Genomic DNA, 19,561 nt, shown 5'->3' with positions numbered 1-19,561 from the left:
TCGCGGATCGCACCGCGGCCGGCCGCTGCCCAGGTCGCGACGCTCACGCGCGCATCCGCGTGAACCGCCCGACCTCGACCGTCAGACCGGGTCCGAACGCCATCGCGCAGAGCGCCTCGCCGGCCCCTTCGAGGTAGGTGTCGTCGGCACCGTCGGCGAGGAGTCGCTCGAGGATGAACAGCACGGTCGCGCTCGACATGTTGCCGTAGTCGCGCAGCACGCCGCGCGACGGGGCGAGCTGCGCCTCGGTGAGCCCGAGCGACTGCTCGACCTTGTCGAGGATGCTCCGCCCGCCGGGGTGGATCGCCCACAGCGGCGTCTCCGACGGCACGGTCGGCGCGAGAAGCGGCTCGACGACGTCGCCGATGGAGGCGCCGATGATGCTTGGCACGTACCCGGAGAGGCGCATGCGGAACCCGCTGTCGCCGATGGTCCACGCCATCTCCGACTCGCCCTCGTCGGTGATGGTGCTCTCGAGGGCGTCGATGGTCAGGATGCTCGCGCCGGCCGGCGCGGGACGCGCGGTCACGAGCGCGGCAGCGGCCCCGTCGGCGAAGACGGAGGTCGCGACGATCTGCTCGGGGTCGTTGGAGCTCGTCAGGTGGATGGTGCACAACTCGACGCACACGATGAGCACAACCGCGTTCGGGTCGGCGCGGGCGAATGCATCCGCTGCCCGGAGTGCCGGGAAGGCGCCGTAGCAGCCCATGAAGCCGAGGTGGAAGCGCTGCACGCGAGGAGACAGGCCGAGGCCGCGCACGATCTCGTAGTCGGGGCCGGGCGCGTAGAAGCCGGTGCAGGAGACGGTGACGACATGCGTGATGTCGCCCGCGTCGAGGCCGCTGCCGTCGAGTGCGGCGCGGGCGGCGCCGAGCAGCAGATCGGGGACACGCTCCGCGTAGAGCTGGTTGCGAGCGCCGGTGGACGCGTCGAGGACCTGGCCGTCGGCGACGAGCGCCGAGTCCTCTCCGCCCGCGAGCGCATCCACGACCGTGTGCCTGCGGTCGATCGCCGAGCCGTCGAAGGCTGCGCCGATGAGGCGGGCACCGAGGCGGTTGATGCCCGGCTGACCTGCGAACAGGTCACGGGCCTGGGTCTGCGGCAGCTCGGTCGGGGGCACTGCGGTGCCGATGCTGCGGATGTGCACGCTCACGCAACGACGGTACGCCTCGCATCCTGGGAGCATCCGCGAGGCGCGGCGGCGCGAGCCAGCACGATCGCTGCCAGAGAGATGGCCCTTTTCGCCAGCCCATAGGGGCACATCGACTGGCAGCGATCACGGACGGAGGAAGCCGTCAGAGAGGAAGCGCCCCCTCGCCCGCGCTACCCGCCGGGGTAGGTCATGAGGTCCCCGGTGAGCGGCACCTGGCCGCTTCGATCTCCCGCGTTCGCTTCGTCGACCTTGTAGGCCTTGCCCTGCTCGCCGGCGTCGAGGGCGGCCTGCGAGGTGACCTGCCCGTCGAGCGTGAACGTGTCGAAGACGAACGGCAGCCCGTTGGAGGCGAGTGGGTTCGGGGAGTCCATGAGGTGGAAGTGGAGGTGCGGGGCGTCGGTGTTGCCGGTGTTGCCGAGCAGGCCGAGGCGGTCGCCGCGGGTGAGCTGCTGCCCGACTTGGAGGTCGAAGGGGTTCCCGGTCTTGAGGTGCGCGTAGAAGGCGTAGGTGCCCCCGCCGATGTCCTGCACGACGTAGTTGCCGCCGTATTCGTCGAGGGTGAGGGTTGGGCCGGGCGCGGTGCCGGGTTCCTGTTCGGGACGGTCGGTGGTGATGGCGACGATGGGGCCGTCGGCGACGGCGATGACGTTCTGCCCGTAGCCGGGGTAGCTGCGTGCGTTGTCGCGGGCGCCGTCGTCGGAGAGCTTCATGGTGGGGGTGAGCTTGACGTAGTCGATGGCCCACCGTTCTGGCGCCCAGTAGGTGCCGTTGATGGGGCTGACGGCGCCGCGGTGCGCGGTGAGTCCGCAGCAGCCGTTGGCGTCGAGCCAGTTGTCGCCGGTGAGGGGTGGGCCGATGACGGCGAGGTCGCGCTTGTCGACGCTCACGGCCTGCGTGGTCTGCTGAATGGTCTTCTCGTAGAGGGGCGGCTGGGCTTTGGGCATCTCGACGGTGACGGTGTGCTCGATGCGGTCGGGGACGTCGGCGTCGGATGCGACGGTGGCGTCCATCCACACGGTCGCGTTCTGGCCGGGGCCGAGCTCGAGCCCGCCGCCGTCGGTGGTGCCGGCGACGCGCATCACATCGTCGAGGTCGTCGCCCTCGAGCTCCTGCAGCGCTGTGCCGCTCGCGCTCGCCTCGACTCCCGTGATCTTGACCTTGGACGGCGACCCGTTGGTGAGCTGCAGCTCGTAGGCGAGGTGGATGCGCTCGTCGGTTCCGAGCACGGGGATCGGGTCGGCGAGCGCGGAGACGACCACAGGGGTGAACTGCTCGCCGATGACGCCAGGGCCCGTCTCGACCGGCGCCGTCTCGCTGACGGACGGGGGTGCATCCGCCCCGATGGTGAGGGCCGGGCTCGCCGAGCAGGCGCTCAGAGCGAGGAGGCCCGCGACGGCGACGGCGGCCGCGAAGACGCGCGCGTTCCCCGCCGTGATGCCGTTCATGGCTTGAGCTTAGGCCCGCGGATGGAGGCCCGCCAGGCCGCATGCGCCCCGGTTCGGCAGTACCCAGGCTGGACGGGCGACCCCCTACTGAGATCTGCGTTTCCTGGAGGTCACGGCCCGCTGCAGCAGCACGAACACGAGCAGGATGCCACCCGTGATGATGGTCGTCGCTTCCGGGGGAATGCTGCCGTCGCGAGTGATGAGGACGTTCATGAGCCCGAGCACGAGGGCGCCGACGACCGAGCCGAGCACGAACCCGCCGCCACCGGTCAGCAGCGTGCCGCCGATGATGACTGCGGCGATCGCGTCCAGCTCCCAGCCGACGCCCGTGATGTTCTGCGCGATGCCGAGCTTCGACGTGTAGAGCACGGCGGCGATGCCCGCGAGGGTTCCGCTGATGACGTAGATCGCGACCTTCGTTCGTGCGACCGGGAGGCCCATGAGGAGCGCGGACTGCTCCGAGCCTCCCATGGCGTAGACGGTCCTCCCGAAGCGGGTGCGGTGCAGGACGAAGAAGGCGACCGCGATGATGGCGACCGCGATGATGACGGCCGGGGTGACGACGAGGTCGTTGATCTTCGGGCCATCGATGATCTTGATCTCGGCGGAGAGGCCGCGGATGGGCGAGTCGTCGGCGAGTCGCTGTGGTTCGGTGCTGAGCATCGAGGCGAGTCCTCTGGCGAGGAACATCATGGCGAGCGTCGCGATGAACGGTTGCACTCGGAAGTAGTGGATGAGGATTCCGGAGGCGAGGCCGAAGAGGGAGCCGATGCCGATCATCAGCACGATCACGAGGATCGCGGGCAGTCCAGCGCTCGAGAGCATGACCCCGATGAGGCTGCTGACGGCGATGACCGCGCCGACGGACAGGTCGATGCCGCCGGTCAGGATGACGAACGTCAGGCCGATGGCGAGCACGATCAGGTAGGCGTTGTTGATGAGGAGGTTGGAGAGCGTGCTGAACTGCAGGATGCCGCCGTAGGCGAGCTCCCCGTAGGCGAGCATGCCGACGAAGATGACGACGGCGGCGAGTGTCGGGAGGGAGTCGAGGTTCGGCTTGAACTTCGCGAGCCGGGTGACTTCGGTGGTCTGTTCGACGATGGTGGTCATGCGGCAACCGCCTCTGGTGCTGGTGCGGGACTCGCGGGCCCGGTGGGGGTCTGCGCTCGTCGTCGCTTGAAGAAGTCGCGGACGCGCTGCGACTGCAGCAGGCAGACGATGACGATGACGATGGCCTTGAAGGCCGGTGTCGCCGAGGATGGGATCGAGAGGAAGACGACGGTCTTGTCGAGCGTGGCGATGAGGAGCGCGCCGATGACGCTGCCGGTGAGGGAGAACTTGCCGCCGGCCAGCGAGGTCCCGCCGATGACGACGGCGAGGATCGCATCCATTTCCGACGCGGATCCGGTCTTGGCGACCTCGACCGTCATGACGGTGGCCGTGCTGAGGATGCCCGCGACTCCCGCGAGGATTGCGCTCGAGATGTAGACGAAGAACAGGAGTCCGATTGGGCGGATGCCCGCCATGCGGGACGCCTTCGGGTTGATGCCGATGGACTCGATCATGAGGCCGAGCGCGGTGCGTCGCACGAGCAGTGCGACGAGGACGACGATGCCGACGGCGAGCAGGAAAATCACGGGGAATCCGGCGATGGTGCCGTTCGCGATCCAGCGGAACGAGTCGTTGGTGGCTGACGTGTTCTGGCCGGCCGTGATGACCTTGGCGAGCCCGCGCCCCGCGAGCATCATGATGAGCGTCGTGATGAAGGGCTGCAGGCCGACCACCGAGACGAGCAGTCCGTTGACGGTGCCGAGGAGTGCGCTGATGAGCAGCGCGAGGGCGATGGCGGTGAGCGCCGAGCCGAACGAGTTCTGGGCGGATGCCATGAACTCCATCGAGACGGCGCCGGCCACGGCCATGACAGAGCCGACGGAGAGATCGATGCCGCGAGTGGCGATCACGAGGGTCATGCCGACGGCGATCATCATGACCGGGGCACTGGCGCGGAGGATGTCGATGAGGTTGCCGTTGAGGTCACCGGTGGCCTGATTGACGGAGACGCCGAGGTAGCCCGGGTCCTTGATCAGGTTGATGACGATGAGGAGGACGAGTGCGACGACGGCCCAGATGTAGGGCTGCCGGAATGCGCCTCGTGCCGCCTGGATGGCGTCCGGTGCCCGCCGAGGATCCTGGGGCGAGGGGCCCGCGGGCGACGTGGTGTGCGGGGCCGTGGACTGGCTCATGCGCGTGCTCCCTCGGCGTTGGCGGATGCGGGTGGTGTGGTCGGGGCGTCAGGCGTGTCTGGAATGACCGGGTCGATGCCCTCCACTCCGTCGGCGGCGATGGTCTGGACGATGAGGTCGGCGGTGACGTCCGGCCCGTTCGCGATTTCCGCGATCTTCCGGTGGTCTTTGAGGACGACGATCCGCTCGCTGAGCCTGACCACCTCGTCGAGCTCCGACGAGATGAAGATGACCGACATGCCGTCTTCGGCGAGTTGCGCGATGGTCTCCTGAATCTCGGCTTTGGCTCCCACGTCGATGCCGCGGGTCGGCTCGTCCAGGATGAGCAGCTCGGGCTTCGTGGCGAGCCAGCGCCCGAGGAGCACCTTCTGCTGGTTGCCACCGGAGAGGTTGCGGATGGCGCGCTCCGGGTCAGCGGGGCGCACGTTGAGTTCGGTGAGGTACTTCGCGCAGAGCTCGTTCTGCTCGCGGCGGGAGAGGGGCCGTGCCCAGCCTCGCCGCGCTTGGACGGCGAGGATCAGGTTCTCGCGCACCGTGAGGTCGCCGACGATGCCTTCATCCCGCCGGTTCTCGGTGGAGAAGGCGATGTGCTTCCGCAGCGCTGCAGAAGGAGAGTGCACCTCGACGTCATTCCCGTTGAGCTGCGCTGATCCGGAGTCCGGCTTGTCGGCACCATAGATCAGGCGCCCGAGCTCGGTGCGTCCGGAGCCGAGGAGCCCCGCGAAGCCGACGACTTCACCGCGGTGCACTTCGATGTCGACGGGGTCGATCGATCCCTTCCTGCCGACGCCCTGCGCCCGGTAGAGGGGAATGTCTGCGGAATCTCGAGCGTCGACGCGTCGGTTCGCCCCGAGCGACTCGAGGGTGGAGAACTCCTTGCCGATCATCTTGGAGATGAGGTCGCCTCTGCTGAGCTCGGCGGTGGCGTACTCGCCCACGAACTGGCCGTTGCGGAGCACGGTCAGCCGGTCGCTGATCGCGTAGACCTGGTCGAGGAAGTGGGAGACGAACAGAATCGCGACCCCCTGCTCGCGAAGCTGGCGGATGACGGCGAACAGGCCCTCGACCTCCTGTGCGTCGAGGCTGGACGTGGGTTCGTCGAGGATCAGCACCTTCGACTTGATGACCATGGCCCGGCTGATCGCGACGAGCTGTTGCATCGCGAGCGAGATGCTGGAGAGTGACCGCTTCGGGTCGAGGTGGTCGAGGCCGAGCGCGCCGAGTGCCTCTCGGGCCGCGGCGTTCGTCTTGCGCCAGTTGATCCCGAGGGGCCCTCGGATCTCGTGTCCGAGCATCACGTTCTCGCCGATGGAGAGGTTGTCGCAGAGATTGACTTCCTGATAGACGGTGGAGATGCCCGCGGCCTGCGCGTCCGCCGTGCCCTTGAGCTGCCGCTCGTCACCGGCGATGCGGATGGTGCCGGCGTCGATCTTGTAGACGCCGGTGAGGGCCTTGATGAGCGTGGACTTGCCTGCGCCGTTCTCGCCCATGAGCGTGTGCACTTCGCCGGGGTAGAGCCGGAAGTTGACGTCTTGGAGTGCTTTGACTCCTGGGAACTCGATTGAGATGCCGCTCATCTCAACGATTGGCTGATTCGCTGCCATGATCGCCTAGCGTTCTGCCGGTGGCCGGCGTCGAGTGTCGGGGGTGGGGTTCATCGGTGCGCCGCCGAGAGAGCGGTGGCGCACCGATGAACGTGATTCGAGTCAGTACTTGCGGTCTGGGAGCGCGGCCGTGGCTGCGTCCGGGGAGTCGAAGGTGACGCTCTCGACGACGATGTTCTTCTCGACGGTCTCTCCGGCGACTGCGGCCTTGACGACGTCGACGGCGACGTCTCCGAAGAGCGGGTTGTACTCGGCGACGAACGAGAGGCGGCCGGCGGCAAGCGCTTCCAGTGCAGCCTTGGTGCCGTCGATCGTGATGATCTTGACGTCGGTGCCCGGCTTGAGGCCGGCTTCCTCGACGGCGAGGGCGGCGCCGAGGCCCATCTCGTCGTTCTGGGCGAAGACGAGCTGCACGTCATTGCTGTTCGACTTGAGGATCGTCTCGAAGACGCTCTTCGCCTCTTCCGTCGACCAGTTGGCCGACTGGCTCTCGAGCTTCGTCAGGTTCGAGTCGATGCTCTCGTCCCAGCCCTTGTTGCGGTCGTTGACCACGGAGAGGCCGGGAGGGCCCTCGAGCACGACGTAGTTGCCGCCGTCCGCGAACTGGCCGTTCGCCCATTCGGCGGCAGCCGAGCTGATTCCCACGTTGTCCGGGGCGATGTGGCTCGTGTAGAGCGCCTCGTCGTTCGGCTCGATTCCGCGGTCCAGGAGCACGACGGGGATCTCGGCTTCCTGGGCCCGTTCGAGGACGCTCTCCCAGCCTGTTGCTTCGGTTGCCGAGAGCAGGATGGCGTCGACGCCTTCGTCGATGAAGGAGGTGAAGGCGGTGATCTGGGAGTTCTGGTCTCCGTTGGTGGCGGGGGCGTATTTGAGCTCGAAGCCGTTCTCGGTCGAGAACGAGTCCTGGATGTTCTGCTCGTTCGCTGTGCGCCATCCGCCTTCCGGTCCGACGGCGACGAAGCCGACGGTGATGAGCTCGCCGTCGCTCCCGGCGGGGGCGTCACCCGATCCGCCGGAGCAGGCCGCCATGCTCAGGGTGAGTGCCCCTGCCATCGCGATTCCGGCGATGGTCCTGATGGTTGTCTTGTTCACGCTGGTCTCTCCTCGTTGAGAGCAGTTCACTCGTGCCGTGGCCGGTCGTGACGCTGCGCAGTTGAATGCTTCCTCGCATCTGTCGGGAATGTTATCGATCACATCCAGCGGACGCAACCGTCAACCTGAATTGTTATTCGGGCGGCGCAGCGTCGCGCGTGCGGGCATAATTGCCGAATGACGAGCGGACCTGTGGATGCGACGAAACCGAAGCGGGCTGCCAGCGTGTTCGACGTGGCCCGGGCGGCGGGAGTCTCGCACCAGACCGTCTCGAGAGTGCTGAACGACCACTCGAGCGTGCGGCCCGCGACCAGGCAGAAAGTTCTCACCGCGATGGGCGAGCTCAACTACCGCCCCAACCTCGCCGCGAGGGCACTTTCCTCGAAGCGGAGCCGGACACTCGGCGTCCTCTCGACCGCCAGCGGCGAGTACGGCCCGTCCTCGAGCATCATCGCCATCACCGAGGCCGCACGAACGCGCGGATACACGACGATCGTCGAGCAGACGGACGGCCTCGATGTCGCGTCGATCGAGGAGGCGCTGGGAAACCTGGCGAGCCTCAACGTCGAGGGCATCGTCGCCGTCGCGCCGCAGACCCCCTTGCTCGAGGTGCTCGGCAACATGACCTCGGGCATCCCGTTCGTGACCCTGCAGACCTGGACGAGCGATGGGGGCGTCGATCTGGCCGAGGATCAGCTCGAAGGCGCGCGGGTCGCGACCGCGCACCTGCTCGACCTGGGCCACGTCGACGTGGTGCACCTGGCCGGCCCCGGCGACTGGATCGATGCCACGTCCCGCCTCCGGGGCTTCCGCCTCGAGATGGAGTCTCGCGGACTGACGCCCCGGCACGTCGACGCTCGGGACTGGTCCCCGGAAGCCGGCTACGCCGCTGCCGCCACCATCTTCGAGTCGAACGCGACGGCCGTCTTCTGCGCAAACGACCAGACTGCCCTCGGAGTGCTCCACGCCGCGCATGACGCCGGAGTCTCCGTGCCGGAGCAGCTCAGCGTCGTGGGGTTCGACGACATCCCCGAGGCCGCGCACTTCTGGCCCCCGCTGACCACCGTGCGCCAGCACTTCGCCGCGACGGGAGCCCAATGCGTCGCGCGCCTCCTCGACGGCGCACAGGGGGCTGCGGACGTGCTGCCTGAGCTCATCGTGCGCGCCTCCACGCGCCGGGTATAACTCCGGATTCAGCGCACCCACGCTCGGGCCTCGCCGACAGGCTCGGGCTTGCGCATCCCGGCTCCTCCGTGGTGTGATCGATCACATTACGTCCGGTCGAGCCAAAGGAGACCGCCAGGATGAGCCATGCGACGAACTCGGAATCGCGCGCCAACGACACAGCCCACGCAGGGCCAGGCGAGCACGACACCTACGTCATCGGCGTCGACTACGGCACCCTCTCGGGCCGTGCCGTCGTCGTTCGTGTGCGGGACGGCGCCGAGCTCGGCGTCGGCGAGCTGCCCTACCCGCATGCCGTGGTCGATGAGCAGCTGCCGGCAACCGGGGAGAAGCTCCCTCCCGAGTGGGCGCTGCAGGTGCCGAGCGACTACGTCGACGTGCTCAAGGTCGCCGTGCCCGCCGCCATCTCCGACGCGGGCATCAACCCGGCGGATGTCATCGGCATCGGCACCGACTTCACGGCCTGCACGATGGTGCCGACACTCGCCGACGGCACGCCCCTCAACGAGGTCGCTGGCTTCGAGACGCGCCCCCACGCCTACGTGAAGCTGTGGAAGCACCACGCCGCGCAGCCCCACGCCGACCGCATCAACGAGCTCGCCGCACTCCGTGGTGAGACGTGGCTCGCCCGGTACGGCGGCCTCATCTCGAGCGAGTGGGAGTTCGCGAAGGGCCTCCAGCTCCTCGAGGAGGACCCCGAGGTGTACGCCGCCATGGATTACTGGGTCGAGGCGGCCGACTGGATCGTCTGGCAGCTGACGGGCACCTACATCCGCAACGCCTGCACCGCCGGCTACAAGGGCATCCTGCAGGACGGCGAGTACCCGAGCCGCGAGTTCCTCACCGCCCTCAACCCCGACTTCGCGGGCTTCGCGGACGACAAGCTCGCGCACGAGATCGGCCAGCTCGGCGACGCCGCCGGCACGCTCTCGGCGGAGGCCGCAGCCTGGACCGGCCTGCCAGAGGGCATCGCGGTCGCGGTCGGCAACGTCGACGCCCACGTCACCGCCCCCGCCGCCGCGGCGACCGAGCCCGGCCAGATGGTCGCCATCATGGGCACCTCCACCTGCCACGTCATGAGCTCGGACACCCTCGCCGAGGTGCCAGGGATGTGCGGGGTCGTGGACGGCGGCATCGTCGCGGGGTTCTACGGCTACGAAGCTGGCCAATCGGGCGTCGGCGACATCTTCGCCTGGTACGTCGAGAATCAGGTGCCCGCGCGCTACGAGCGGGCAGCGGCCGAACTCGGCATCTCGGTGCACGAGCACCTCACGAACCTCGCGGCCACGCAGCCGGTTGGCGCGCACGGCCTCGTCGCCCTCGACTGGCACAGCGGCAACCGCTCCGTGCTCGTCGACCACGAGCTCTCCGGCCTGCTCGTCGGCGCGACCCTCGCGACGAAGGCGGAGGACGTCTACCGTGCGCTGCTCGAGTCGACCGCGTTCGGGACGCGCAAGATCGTCGAGACCTTCAACGCCTCCGGAGTACCCGTCACCGAGTTCATCGCGGCAGGCGGCCTGCTCAAGAACGCGTTCCTCATGCAGACCTACAGCGACATCCTCGGCATGCCGATCTCCACGATCGACAGCGCGCAGGGCCCGGCACTCGGCTCAGCCATCCACGCCGCGATCGCCGCGGGTGCGTACCCGGATGCGCGCGCAGCGGCGGCCGCCATGGGCCGGGTGACGCGCGCCAGGTACACGCCCAACCCCGACGCCGTGGCCGCCTACAACGAGCTGTACGCCGAGTACGACCTGCTGCACGACCACTTCGGGCGGGGCGCGAACCAGGTCATGAAGCGCCTCAAGCGACGCCGCCGCGAGGCGCTCGCCGACGCATCCGCTGCCCCGGCATCCGCTCCCGCGTCGCCCGAAGCGGCGCCCGCATCCGCTCTCGCGATCCACGAGGAGGTCAGCGCGTGAGCATCCAGACCCAGACCATCACAGCCGAGGTGCAGGCGAGCATCGACACCATCCGCGCCGAGGTCGCCGCCCTGCACGACGAGCTCGTGCGCTACGGGCTCGTCGTCTGGACGGGCGGCAACATCTCCGGCCGGGTGCCGGGCACGGACCTGTTCGTCATCAAGCCGTCCGGCGTCAGCTACGACGACCTGGCCGCCGACAACATGATCCTCTGCACCCTCGACGGGCAGGTCGTCCCGGGCACGCCAGGCTCGGAGCGCTCCCCCTCGAGCGACACGGCGGCGCACGCGTACGTGTACCGCAACATGCCTGAGGTGGGCGGGGTCGTGCACACGCATTCTGACTACGCGGTCGCGTGGGCGGCACGCGGCGAGCCCATCCCCTGCGTCATCACGGCCATGGCGGATGAGTTCGGCGGGGAGATCCCCGTCGGCCCGTTCGCGATCATCGGCGACGACTCGATCGGGCGGGGCATCGTCGAGACGCTGCGCGGGCACCGCTCGCGGGCCGTGCTCATGAAGAACCACGGCCCGTTCACGATCGGCAAGGACGCCCGCGACGCCGTGAAGGCCGCCGTCATGGTGGAGGACGTCGCTCGCACCGTGCACATCTCCCGCCAGCTCGGCAGCCCGCACCCCATCCCCCAGCAGGCCGTCGACTCGCTCTTCGACCGCTACCAGAACGTCTACGGACAAGACCCGACAGGAGCCCTCAGTTGAGCGCACTCACCACTTCCTTCGACACGGCTGAGATCTGGTTCTTCACCGGCAGCCAGGGCCTCTACGGCGAGGAGACGCTGCGTCAGGTCGCCGAGCAGTCGCAGGCCATCGTCGAGACTCTCAACGAGTCGTCGAACACGCCCGTGAAGATCGTCTGGAAGCCGGTGCTCACCGACTCCGACGCCATCCGCCGCGCGGCCCTCGAGGTCAACTCGAACGACAACGTCATCGGCATCGTCGCGTGGATGCACACCTTCAGCCCCGCGAAGATGTGGATCCAGGGCCTCGACGCGCTCGCGAAACCCCTCCTGCACCTGCACACGCAGGCCAACGTGGAGCTGCCATGGGCCGACATCGACTTCGACTTCATGAACCTCAACCAGGCGGCGCACGGCGACCGCGAGTTCGGGTACATCCAGACGCGCCTCGGCATCCCCCGCAAGACGGTCGTCGGCCACGCGTCGAGCGCCAGCGTGACGCGGCAGATCGACAGCTGGTCCCGCGCCGCGGCGGCCTGGCAGGCGGTGCGCACCATGAAGCTCGCCCGCTTCGGCGACAACATGCGCTTCGTCGCCGTCACGGAGGGCGACAAGACGGAGGCCGAGCTGCGCTTCGGCGTGCAGGTCAACACGTGGGGCGTCAACGAGCTCGCCGACGCCGTCGCCACGGTTGATGACGCGGCGGTGGATGCGCTGGTCGCCGAGTACGAGGAGCTGTACGACGTCGCCCCCGAGCTGCGTCTCGGCGCGGAGCGCCACCAGTCGCTGCGCGACGGCGCGGCCATCGAGCTTGGCCTGCGCTCGTTCCTCGAGGCTGGCGGCTTCAGCGCGTTCACGACGAGCTTCGAGGACCTCGGCGAGCTCAAGCAGCTCCCGGGCCTCGCCGTTCAGCGACTCATGGCGGAGGGCTACGGCTTCGGTGCCGAGGGCGACTGGAAGACGGCCATCCTCGTGCGGGCCGCGAACGTCATGGGCGCCGGCCTGCCCGGTGGCGCGAGCCTCATGGAGGACTACACGTACGACCTCACGGAGGGCAGCGAGCTCATCCTGGGCGCGCACATGCTCGAGGTGAGCCCCTCGCTGACGACGGCCAAGCCGACCCTCGAGGTGCATCCGCTTGGCATCGGCGGCAAGGACGACCCTGTGCGCCTCGTCTTCACGGCCGACCCCGGCCCCGCGGTGGTCGTGGCGCTCAGCGACATGCGCGACCGGTTCCGCCTCGTTGCGAACGTCGTCGAGGTCGTGGAGCCCACCGCTCCCCTGCCGAAGCTGCCCGTCGGCCGCGCCGTGTGGAAGCCGGAGCCGTCGTTCGAGGTGTCGGCCGCGGCCTGGCTGACGGCAGGCGCCGCGCACCACACGGTCATGTCGACGGCCGTCGGCATCGACGTGTTCGAGGACTTCGCGACCATCGCGAAGACCGAGCTGCTGCGCATCGACGCCGACACCACCCTGCGCGAGTTCAGCAAGGAAGTGCGCTGGAACCAGGCCTACTACCGCCTCGCGCAGGGGCTGTAAGCAGGCCTCGATCCCCTGATCGGGTTGCCGCCGCTGCGCCTCCTTGTGGCGGCGGCAACCACACGATGACCACGTGGTGGCGCCACTCTTCTTCGGAGAGGGCCAACGGCGCCACCCCGTGGCACCCCCTCCCCTCTCTCCCGCCGCCTTTCCGCGCCACCGCGCTCTCCCGCGCATGACAGACCTGGGGCTTACGCATCCACTCCCCACCACGCGGATGCGCAACCCCAAGTTCTGCAGAGGGCCGGGCTCAGACCTGGGGCTTCTGCAGCCAACTTGCGCGGAGTGGATGCGTGAGGCCCAGGTCTGCAGAGGGCGGCACTGCGCAGGCTAGGCGCAGAGCAACAGCGGAACAGATGAGAACGGCAGAGGAGAACGGGAGAAGGAGAGCAGACAGACCTGCCCCTACTCCGCCCACACCCCTTCGCGGGGAATCACGAGCGGCGTGCCCGTCTCGGGGTCGTCGATGATGCGGCAGGGCAGCGAGAAGACGTCCTCGACGAGCTCCGCCGTGAGCACCTCGCCTGGTTTGCCCTGCGCGACGATCTCGCCGTCGCGCATGACCACGAGGTGCGTCGCGAAGCGGGCCGCCTGGTTGAGGTCGTGCAGCACGGCGACGATCGTGCGCCCCTCGCCGCGGAGCCGGCGGAACAGCTCGAGCAGCTCGTACTGGTGGGAGATGTCGAGGAACGTCGTCGGCTCGTCGAGCAGCAGCACGGGCGCCTCCTGCGCGAGCGCCATGGCAACCCACACGCGCTGCCGCTGTCCACCGGACAGCTCGTCGACGAAGCTCGACGACAGCGCATCCACCCTCGTCGCGGCCATCGCCTCGGTCACGGCTCGCTCGTCGGCCGCCGACCAGCGGTCGAACATGCCCTGGTGCGGGAACCGGCCGCGCGCGACGAGGTCGGCGACGCGGATGCCCTCCGGAGCGAGCGACGTCTGCGGCAGCAGCCCGAGGCGTTTGGCGACGTCCTTCGTCTTGAGGGTGAAGATGTCGGCGCCGTCGAGCAGCACGCTGCCGTCGCTCGGCTTGAGCAAGCGCGCGAGGGCCTTCAGCAGCGTCGACTTGCCGCATGCGTTCGGGCCGATGATGACCGTGAACGAGTGCGCGGGCACCTCGAAGTCGAGGCCCTCGATGATGGGCTGGTCGTCATAGCCGACATGCACGGAACGGGCCCGCAGGTCGGCGGTGCCGGCAGCACTGGAGACACCCGCAGCGCTGGCAGCACCGACTGTGCTCGCAGCGGATGCGGCCGGCTTCGCCTGGGTGGTGTCCGGAACGGTGTGAGCTTTGATCGTCATCACTGACGTCCCTTCTTCGTGGTCTGCTCGTGGACGAGCAGCCAGGCGAGGTAGATGCCGCCGACGCACACGGTGAGCACGCCGACGGGGAGGTCGACCATCTGCGCGACCAGGTCGGCTGCCACCAGGAGGAGCGCGCCGACCAGCGCGGACGGGAGGAGCTGCAGGCTCGCGCCGTTCGTGAGGCGCCGCGCGATCTGCGGCGCGGCGAGGGAGATGAACGCGATGGGGCCGGCCGCGGCGGTGACCAGCGCCGTGAGGGCGACGCCGATGAGCGTCGAGAACGCTCGCGTCCGGTTCGCGTGCACCCCGAGCGAGAGCGCCGCGTCGTCACCCACCTCGAGGGCCGCGAGCGGGCGGCCGAGAAACGCGCATCCGATGATCAGCGCAACGAAGATGAGCGTGGCTGGCAGCAGCTGCGCGTAGCCGAGCGCGCTGAGCGACCCGGACCCCCAGACGGCGGCGAGCATCGCCTCCTCCTGGCTGACCCTCATCATCATGAGCGAGTTCACGGAGGCGAGCATGGCGCTCGCCCCGATGCCCACGATGATGAGGCGGAACGGCCGCAGTCCCTTCCTATACGCGAGCAGGTAGACAGCCAACGCGACGGCGGCCCCGCCCAGCAGAGCGCCCGCCCCGATCGCGTAGTAGGAGGTCGAGCCGATCCACAGCATCACGATGATGGCGCCCGTGTAGGAGCCAGTCGAGAAGCCGATGATGTCGGGCGAGCCGAGCGGGTTGCGGGTGATCGACTGGAAGATCGCGCCGCTCGCGCCGAGCGCGAGGCCCGCGAGCACGGCGAACAGGAACCGCGGGAGGCGCCACTCGAACACGACGAGCCGGTGCGCGCGCGCTGCGTCCGCGTCGAAGAGCGCCGCCAGCACCTCGCCGGGCGAGAGGGCCAGCGTGCCGTAGCCGAGCGAGACGACGCCGAGGGCCAGGATGGCGACGACGATCGCGCCGCACACGATGACGGCGCGGCGGCGGTGCAGGTTCGAGAACGGGCCGAAGCGGAGGGCGTAGGTGCGGCCGCCGAAGTTGATGCCACCAGTGGCTGGGCCACTCGTCGGTCGGCGGGCTCCGCCGAGCGCAGCGCTTGTGGGGTTCGGCGCGGATGCGGTTCCTGGCTTCTCCTCGCGCGTCGCGGTCACAGCCCGCTCACCTTCTTGCGGCGCACGAGCCCGATGAGCACGGGCGCGCCGATGATGGCCGTCACGAGCCCGACCCGCAGTTCGCCGGAGGGCAGCACGATGCGACCGAGAATGTCGGCGGCCAGCAGCAGGATCGGGGATATGACGATCGACATGACGAGGATCCAGCGCTGGTCGGGGCCGACGAACCAGCGCACGACGTGCGGCACCATGAGGCCGACGAAGCCGATGGGGCCCGCGATGGCGACGGCCGTGCCGGCGAGCAGCGTCACGGCGATGACGACGAGCACCCTGGTCGAGCGGATGCGCACCCCGAGCGAGGCGGCGAGCTCGTCGCCGAGAGACAGGGCGTTGAGGGAGCGCGCGCAGAACAGCGCGAGCACCACGCCGATGAGGATGAGGGGCAGGCAGGTGAGGAGCACGTCCATGGACCTGCCGCCGATCGACCCGACGCCCCAGAAGCGGGTCACGTTGAGGGCGTCGATGTTCTTCAGCACGATCGCCGTGGTGAAACCGCCCAGCACGGCGCTGATCGCGACCCCCGCCAGGGTGAGGGTCAAGGGTGTCGCCGTGCCGCCGCCGACGGATCCCATGGCGTAGACGAGCATGGTCGCGAGGAACGCGCCGAGGAGGGCGAACCACACGTACTGGCCGGGCGCGGTGAAGCCGAAGATGCCGACCGCGAGCGTCACGACGAAGCTCGCCCCGGCGTTGACGCCGAGGATGCCGGGGTCGGCGAGCGGGTTGCGGGTGAACGCCTGGATGAGGGCGCCGCACAGGCCGAGCGCGGGACCAACGACGAGCCCCACGACGGTGCGGGGGATGCGCAGGTCGAGCACCATGATGTGCTCCTCCGTCGCCCGCGAACCGAGGATGCTCTCCCAGACGACCTCGGGCGAGATGGCGCGGGCGCCCACGAAGATGCTCAGCGCGACCGTTCCGGCCAGCACCACGAGGGCGATGACCAGGGCCAGGGTGCGCTTCGCGTTACTGCTCGCCAGGCCGCTGCCGCGAGCATCCAGGCCGCTACCGCGGGAATCCGGGCGGCTGCCGCGGGCGCCCGAGCTTGGACGAGGCCCTGCTGCCCGCGGCCCTGCAGTGCTGACTGCGACCACGACGCGGCTAGAGCCCAACCGAGGCGTAGATGCGGAAGACCTCGTCGATGCGGGCTTCCTCGTCCATCTCGGGCTTGCCGTCCTCGTTCTCTCCGTAGAGGTCCATGATCTGCTGCTTGATCGACTCGTCGAGCGCCTCCCACTTCGCCGTCCAGGCTTCGACCTCGTAGGTCCAGTAGCCGACGACCTTGTACGAGGAGCCGGGCAGGCCAAGCGTGTGGCGGAGGTGGCTGCGCACCTCGCGGGTCACGCGCGTCTCACCCGCGACCCACACGTAGACGCTGCCGCCGTTCGGGATGTCGAGGCGCTTGACGGTCTCGACGAGGCGGCTCGGGCGGTGGCCGTTGCCGGAGCCGCGCACCCAGTTCGCCGCCTTGAGGTCGACCGACGGGAACAGCTCGTAGCCCGCATCCCGGATCTCGCAGACGATCTCCGTCTCGACGTCCGGCGTCAGCTCCGCCACCCGCAAGGCGGCGGGGAGGGCGGGCTCGTCGCAGATCAGCACCTGCTTCGTGACGCCCTCTGGAAGCGCGTAGAGGTCGCGCGGCGGGTTGATGCCGAGCACGTAGCCCGGCTTCGCGCCGAGCACCCACGTGCTCGCGATGCCACCCTCGTGGATCACGAAGTCGATGTCGATCTCGCCCGGCCGGTGGTCGCGGATCGTGTACGTGCGCATCTGCGCTGGCTCGACGCCCTCTTCGTAGTCCCAGCCGCGGCCGGAGACGAACGGCAGGCGAGGTTCGAGGTGCGCCTCGTCCGGGAAGAAGAGGCGCACGTACTCGTCGCCGATCCCCGTCGTGGGGTAGTCGTGCAGGTCGTCGCCGCCGAGCGTGACCCGGATCATCCCGGGTCCGAGCTGCCTGACACCGGTGACGACAGCACGGTGGATGCGCTCGACGTAGTCGCTCGCCTCGGTTTCGGACGCGGTGCGATAGGTCATTCTGCGCCGCCCACTCCGTTGCCGTCGATCGCCGAGTTGAGCATGGGGACGAACTCGTCGAGGGCCCACGGGATGGAGAGGGGCGTCGGCGCGTTGGTGGCCATGGCAAGCGGCTCGCTCTCAAGGAACAGGTAGTGGCCGGTGGCGATGGGCTCCCACAGCTGAACGTGGGGTGGTTCAGCGTGTACTCGAGCTCTTCCGGGCTGTTGGACCAGGCGACGAAGAGGTCGGCGGGGATGGTGTCGAGCTCTTCGAGGCTGACGGCGCCGTACCAGTTGTCGCCCTCGACGGTGCCGAGGACGGTGTCCATGGCTGGCGTGTTCTGCAGGCCGAGGTCGGTGAGGAACTGCACGCGCAGGTCGGTCGGAATGTAGATACCGGCTTCCGTCCCACCGTCGCTGAGGGTGAGGCCGTACGCGAAGGTCGTGTCCGCGAACTTGGGGTTCTCCTCCTTCACGGCGTCGAGCTGACCCTGGGTCTCCGCAATGATCTCGTCGGCTTTCGCGGGCTGCCCGAGGCTGTCGCCGACGATCTCGACAAGCGACTGCCACGACTCGGAAGCCCACGGCTTCTCGGGGTACGCGACGGTGGGGGCGATCTCGGTGAGGCGGTTGTACTCGACCTCGGTGAGGCCGGAGTGCGGGGCGAGGATGACATCGGGTTCGAGCGCGAGCACCTGTTCGAAGTCGAGGTCCCCGGCGTCGCTGTAGTTGAGGATCTCGGGCATCGTGCCGCCGAGCTCTTCGACCTCGGCGCGGAACCACGGCGAGTAGCCCTCTTCATCGCCGCCCCAGGTCTCGGGGATCCCGACGGGGACAGTGCCGAAGGCGGCGACGACATCCTGCGTCGCCCAGCCGACGGTCACGACGCGCTCGGGGGCCTCCGTGATCGTCGTCTCGCCGAAGGCGTGGGTCATCGTCACTGGCAGGGCGCCCTCCTCCGCTGGCGTCGCCATCACTCCGTCGGCTACCGCAGCGTCGCCGGATGCGCATCCCGCGAGCGCGAGCACCCCGACGGTGGCGGCGGCGAGAGCCCCGGTCCAGCGACGGTGCACGGAACGGTGCGTCGAGGGTCGGGTCGGGGCGGACGAGCGGCGGGTGACAGTCGAGGTCAAGGTGGCTCCATTCGACAGAGTGCAGACGCGAGAAGTAAGGGTTACCTCAGAACACACCGAGCCTACGGACGTGGCGTATCGTTCCGCGGTCACTCGGCGTCGCGTTCCTGCCACCGCATCTGGCCGCGGGCCACCCGCGCGCCGCGCTACGCTTCGAGAGTGAATCAAGGTGAGCTGGTCGGGGGGCTGCTCGTCATCTTCGTGCTCGCCGTGATCGCGATCGCCACGATCGTGGTGTTCGGGGACCTCAGCATCCGCCCCCGGCCGCGCCGCCTGCCCGTCTGGCAGTACACGCACCGCGTCATCGGCAAAGACCAGCCCTACGCGACCTCAACGGGTTCGTTCCCGGCAAGCGAGCAGCGCCTGTGGGAGCTCTGGTGCGAAAGCCACACCCCCGGCAGCATCGTCGCCATTCCGGTCGAGCCGGAACCGGTCGCGCCGAAGCCAGCCGCGGACGACACCGACAACGGCAACCGCACCCAGCCGGAAGACGCCGACACCGCAGGCGCAGCTGCCAGCGGGGACAACGCTCCGACTGAAGCCGCCGAGAAGATCCCGGAGGTGCGGCAGGTGCGCGTCTCCCGCGTCTCTCGGGAGCTGCGCTCGGTGTATCCGCTCGCCCTCGTGGGCTTCAACGTGTACTTCGAGGAGTACGAGAAGACCGAGTTCCCGGTCGGCCTCATCGTGCGCGGCAGCGACGGCGTCGCCATGATGACGCTCACCGACGATGACATCGTCGCGTTCGACGAACGCGGGCGACGACTCTGGTCGAGCCGCTGGGAGCGGCTCATCTTCTCCAACGCCCACGACCTGCTCCTCTACAACGGGCACACGCAGATCCGCATCGACGACGAGGACCAGCGCGACCTCGTCGAGGCCCTCGTCGTGAAGTACGGGCGCTTCGAGCAGATGCACTTCCTGCCCGGCCCCGAGCGCCGCGCGCCTGACGCTGACGCTGACGCCTGACGCTGACGCCTGACGCCTGAAGCCTGAAGCCTCACGCCTCACGCCTCACGCCTCACGCCTCACGCCTCACGCCTCACCTTGCTGGCCGCGGGG

General features: G+C 68.9%; 14 protein-coding genes and 1 pseudogene. 4 read left to right on the top strand and 11 right to left on the bottom strand.

From position 1 onward, the window contains the following. Positions 1-43: 43 nt before the first annotated feature. The 6 genes from HDC34_RS15425 to HDC34_RS15400 all read right to left on the bottom strand — a co-directional run bounded on the left by HDC34_RS15425 (position 44) and on the right by HDC34_RS15400 (position 7,537). On the bottom strand, positions 44-1,153 hold the full coding sequence (locus HDC34_RS15425) for a type III polyketide synthase (protein WP_179557672.1): 1,110 nt from the start codon (positions 1,151-1,153) through the stop codon (positions 44-46). A gap of 170 nt (positions 1,154-1,323) precedes the next feature. Further along, positions 1,324-2,598: a M23 family metallopeptidase gene (locus HDC34_RS15420; protein WP_179557671.1), complete on the bottom strand. Its 1,275-nt coding sequence runs from the start codon at positions 2,596-2,598 to the stop codon at positions 1,324-1,326. Positions 2,599-2,682: 84 nt separating this feature from the next. After that, on the bottom strand, positions 2,683-3,708 hold the full coding sequence (locus HDC34_RS15415; protein ID WP_104310665.1) for an ABC transporter permease: 1,026 nt from the start codon (positions 3,706-3,708) through the stop codon (positions 2,683-2,685). Beyond that, on the bottom strand, positions 3,705-4,841 hold the full coding sequence (locus HDC34_RS15410; RefSeq protein WP_179557670.1) for an ABC transporter permease: 1,137 nt from the start codon (positions 4,839-4,841) through the stop codon (positions 3,705-3,707). Before HDC34_RS15410 ends, HDC34_RS15415 begins: the two co-directional genes overlap by 4 nt. Next, the gene (locus HDC34_RS15405) at positions 4,838-6,418 is read right to left on the bottom strand and encodes a sugar ABC transporter ATP-binding protein (RefSeq protein ID WP_374757245.1); all 1,581 of its coding nucleotides are present in this window, start codon (positions 6,416-6,418) and stop codon (positions 4,838-4,840) included. Before HDC34_RS15405 ends, HDC34_RS15410 begins: the two co-directional genes overlap by 4 nt. A gap of 129 nt (positions 6,419-6,547) precedes the next feature. After that, complete coding sequence (locus HDC34_RS15400) at positions 6,548-7,537, bottom strand: ABC transporter substrate-binding protein (protein ID WP_307852801.1); 990 nt, start codon at positions 7,535-7,537, stop codon at positions 6,548-6,550. A gap of 177 nt (positions 7,538-7,714) precedes the next feature. Here HDC34_RS15400 and HDC34_RS15395 point away from each other — a divergent pair, with 177 nt between their 5' ends. From HDC34_RS15395 to araA, 4 genes are all read left to right on the top strand, one after another. Continuing rightward, positions 7,715-8,722, top strand: a complete 1,008-nt coding sequence (locus tag HDC34_RS15395) for a LacI family DNA-binding transcriptional regulator (protein WP_179557668.1) — start codon at positions 7,715-7,717, stop codon at positions 8,720-8,722. Positions 8,723-8,841: 119 nt separating this feature from the next. Continuing rightward, entirely contained in the window at positions 8,842-10,644 is a 1,803-nt protein-coding gene (gene araB / locus HDC34_RS15390; RefSeq protein WP_179557667.1) for a ribulokinase, read from the top strand. Beyond that, positions 10,641-11,363 carry an L-ribulose-5-phosphate 4-epimerase gene (locus HDC34_RS15385; RefSeq protein ID WP_374757244.1) on the top strand — a complete coding sequence of 241 codons (723 nt, stop codon included), beginning with the start codon at positions 10,641-10,643 and terminating at the stop codon, positions 11,361-11,363. Before araB ends, HDC34_RS15385 begins: the two co-directional genes overlap by 4 nt. Beyond that, entirely contained in the window at positions 11,360-12,877 is a 1,518-nt protein-coding gene (gene araA / locus HDC34_RS15380) for an L-arabinose isomerase (RefSeq protein WP_179557666.1), read from the top strand. Before HDC34_RS15385 ends, araA begins: the two co-directional genes overlap by 4 nt. A 405-nt stretch (positions 12,878-13,282) precedes the next feature. On the opposite strand, the gene HDC34_RS15375 is transcribed toward araA, so the two are convergent. The 5 genes and pseudogenes from HDC34_RS15375 to HDC34_RS18290 form a co-directional block, all read right to left on the bottom strand. Continuing rightward, complete coding sequence (locus HDC34_RS15375) at positions 13,283-14,182, bottom strand: ABC transporter ATP-binding protein (protein WP_179557665.1); 900 nt, start codon at positions 14,180-14,182, stop codon at positions 13,283-13,285. Next, positions 14,182-15,333, bottom strand: a complete 1,152-nt coding sequence (locus HDC34_RS15370; protein ID WP_308807369.1) for an iron chelate uptake ABC transporter family permease subunit — start codon at positions 15,331-15,333, stop codon at positions 14,182-14,184. Before HDC34_RS15370 ends, HDC34_RS15375 begins: the two co-directional genes overlap by 1 nt. Continuing rightward, entirely contained in the window at positions 15,330-16,448 is a 1,119-nt protein-coding gene (locus tag HDC34_RS15365) for an iron chelate uptake ABC transporter family permease subunit (protein WP_308807368.1), read from the bottom strand. The genes HDC34_RS15370 and HDC34_RS15365 overlap by 4 nt, the downstream gene beginning before the upstream one ends. 7 nt (positions 16,449-16,455) lie before the next feature. Beyond that, complete coding sequence (locus HDC34_RS15360; protein WP_179557664.1) at positions 16,456-17,388, bottom strand: siderophore-interacting protein; 933 nt, start codon at positions 17,386-17,388, stop codon at positions 16,456-16,458. Positions 17,389-17,611: 223 nt separating this feature from the next. Further along, positions 17,612-18,304: pseudogene (locus tag HDC34_RS18290) on the bottom strand (ABC transporter substrate-binding protein); the annotation flags it as partial. Positions 18,305-19,561 lie beyond the last annotated feature (1,257 nt).

Source organism: Pseudoclavibacter sp. JAI123 (assembly GCF_013409665.1).
GTDB lineage: Bacteria > Actinomycetota > Actinomycetes > Actinomycetales > Microbacteriaceae > Pseudoclavibacter.
This window is presented reverse-complemented; position numbering and strand designations above follow the sequence as displayed.

Coding starts and splice junctions, on each gene's coding strand:
- HDC34_RS15415 (WP_104310665.1), bottom strand. CDS start 3,708: ATGACCACCATCGTCGAACAGACCACCGAAGTCACCCGGCTCGCGAAG.
- HDC34_RS15405 (WP_374757245.1), bottom strand. CDS start 6,418: ATGAGCGGCATCTCAATCGAGTTCCCAGGAGTCAAAGCACTCCAAGAC.
- HDC34_RS15360 (WP_179557664.1), bottom strand. CDS start 17,388: ATGACCTATCGCACCGCGTCCGAAACCGAGGCGAGCGACTACGTCGAG.
- HDC34_RS15395 (WP_179557668.1), top strand. CDS start 7,715: ATGACGAGCGGACCTGTGGATGCGACGAAACCGAAGCGGGCTGCCAGC.
- HDC34_RS15410 (WP_179557670.1), bottom strand. CDS start 4,841: ATGAGCCAGTCCACGGCCCCGCACACCACGTCGCCCGCGGGCCCCTCG.
- HDC34_RS15375 (WP_179557665.1), bottom strand. CDS start 14,182: ATGACGATCAAAGCTCACACCGTTCCGGACACCACCCAGGCGAAGCCG.
- HDC34_RS15420 (WP_179557671.1), bottom strand. CDS start 2,598: ATGAACGGCATCACGGCGGGGAACGCGCGCGTCTTCGCGGCCGCCGTC.
- araB (WP_179557667.1), top strand. CDS start 8,842: ATGAGCCATGCGACGAACTCGGAATCGCGCGCCAACGACACAGCCCAC.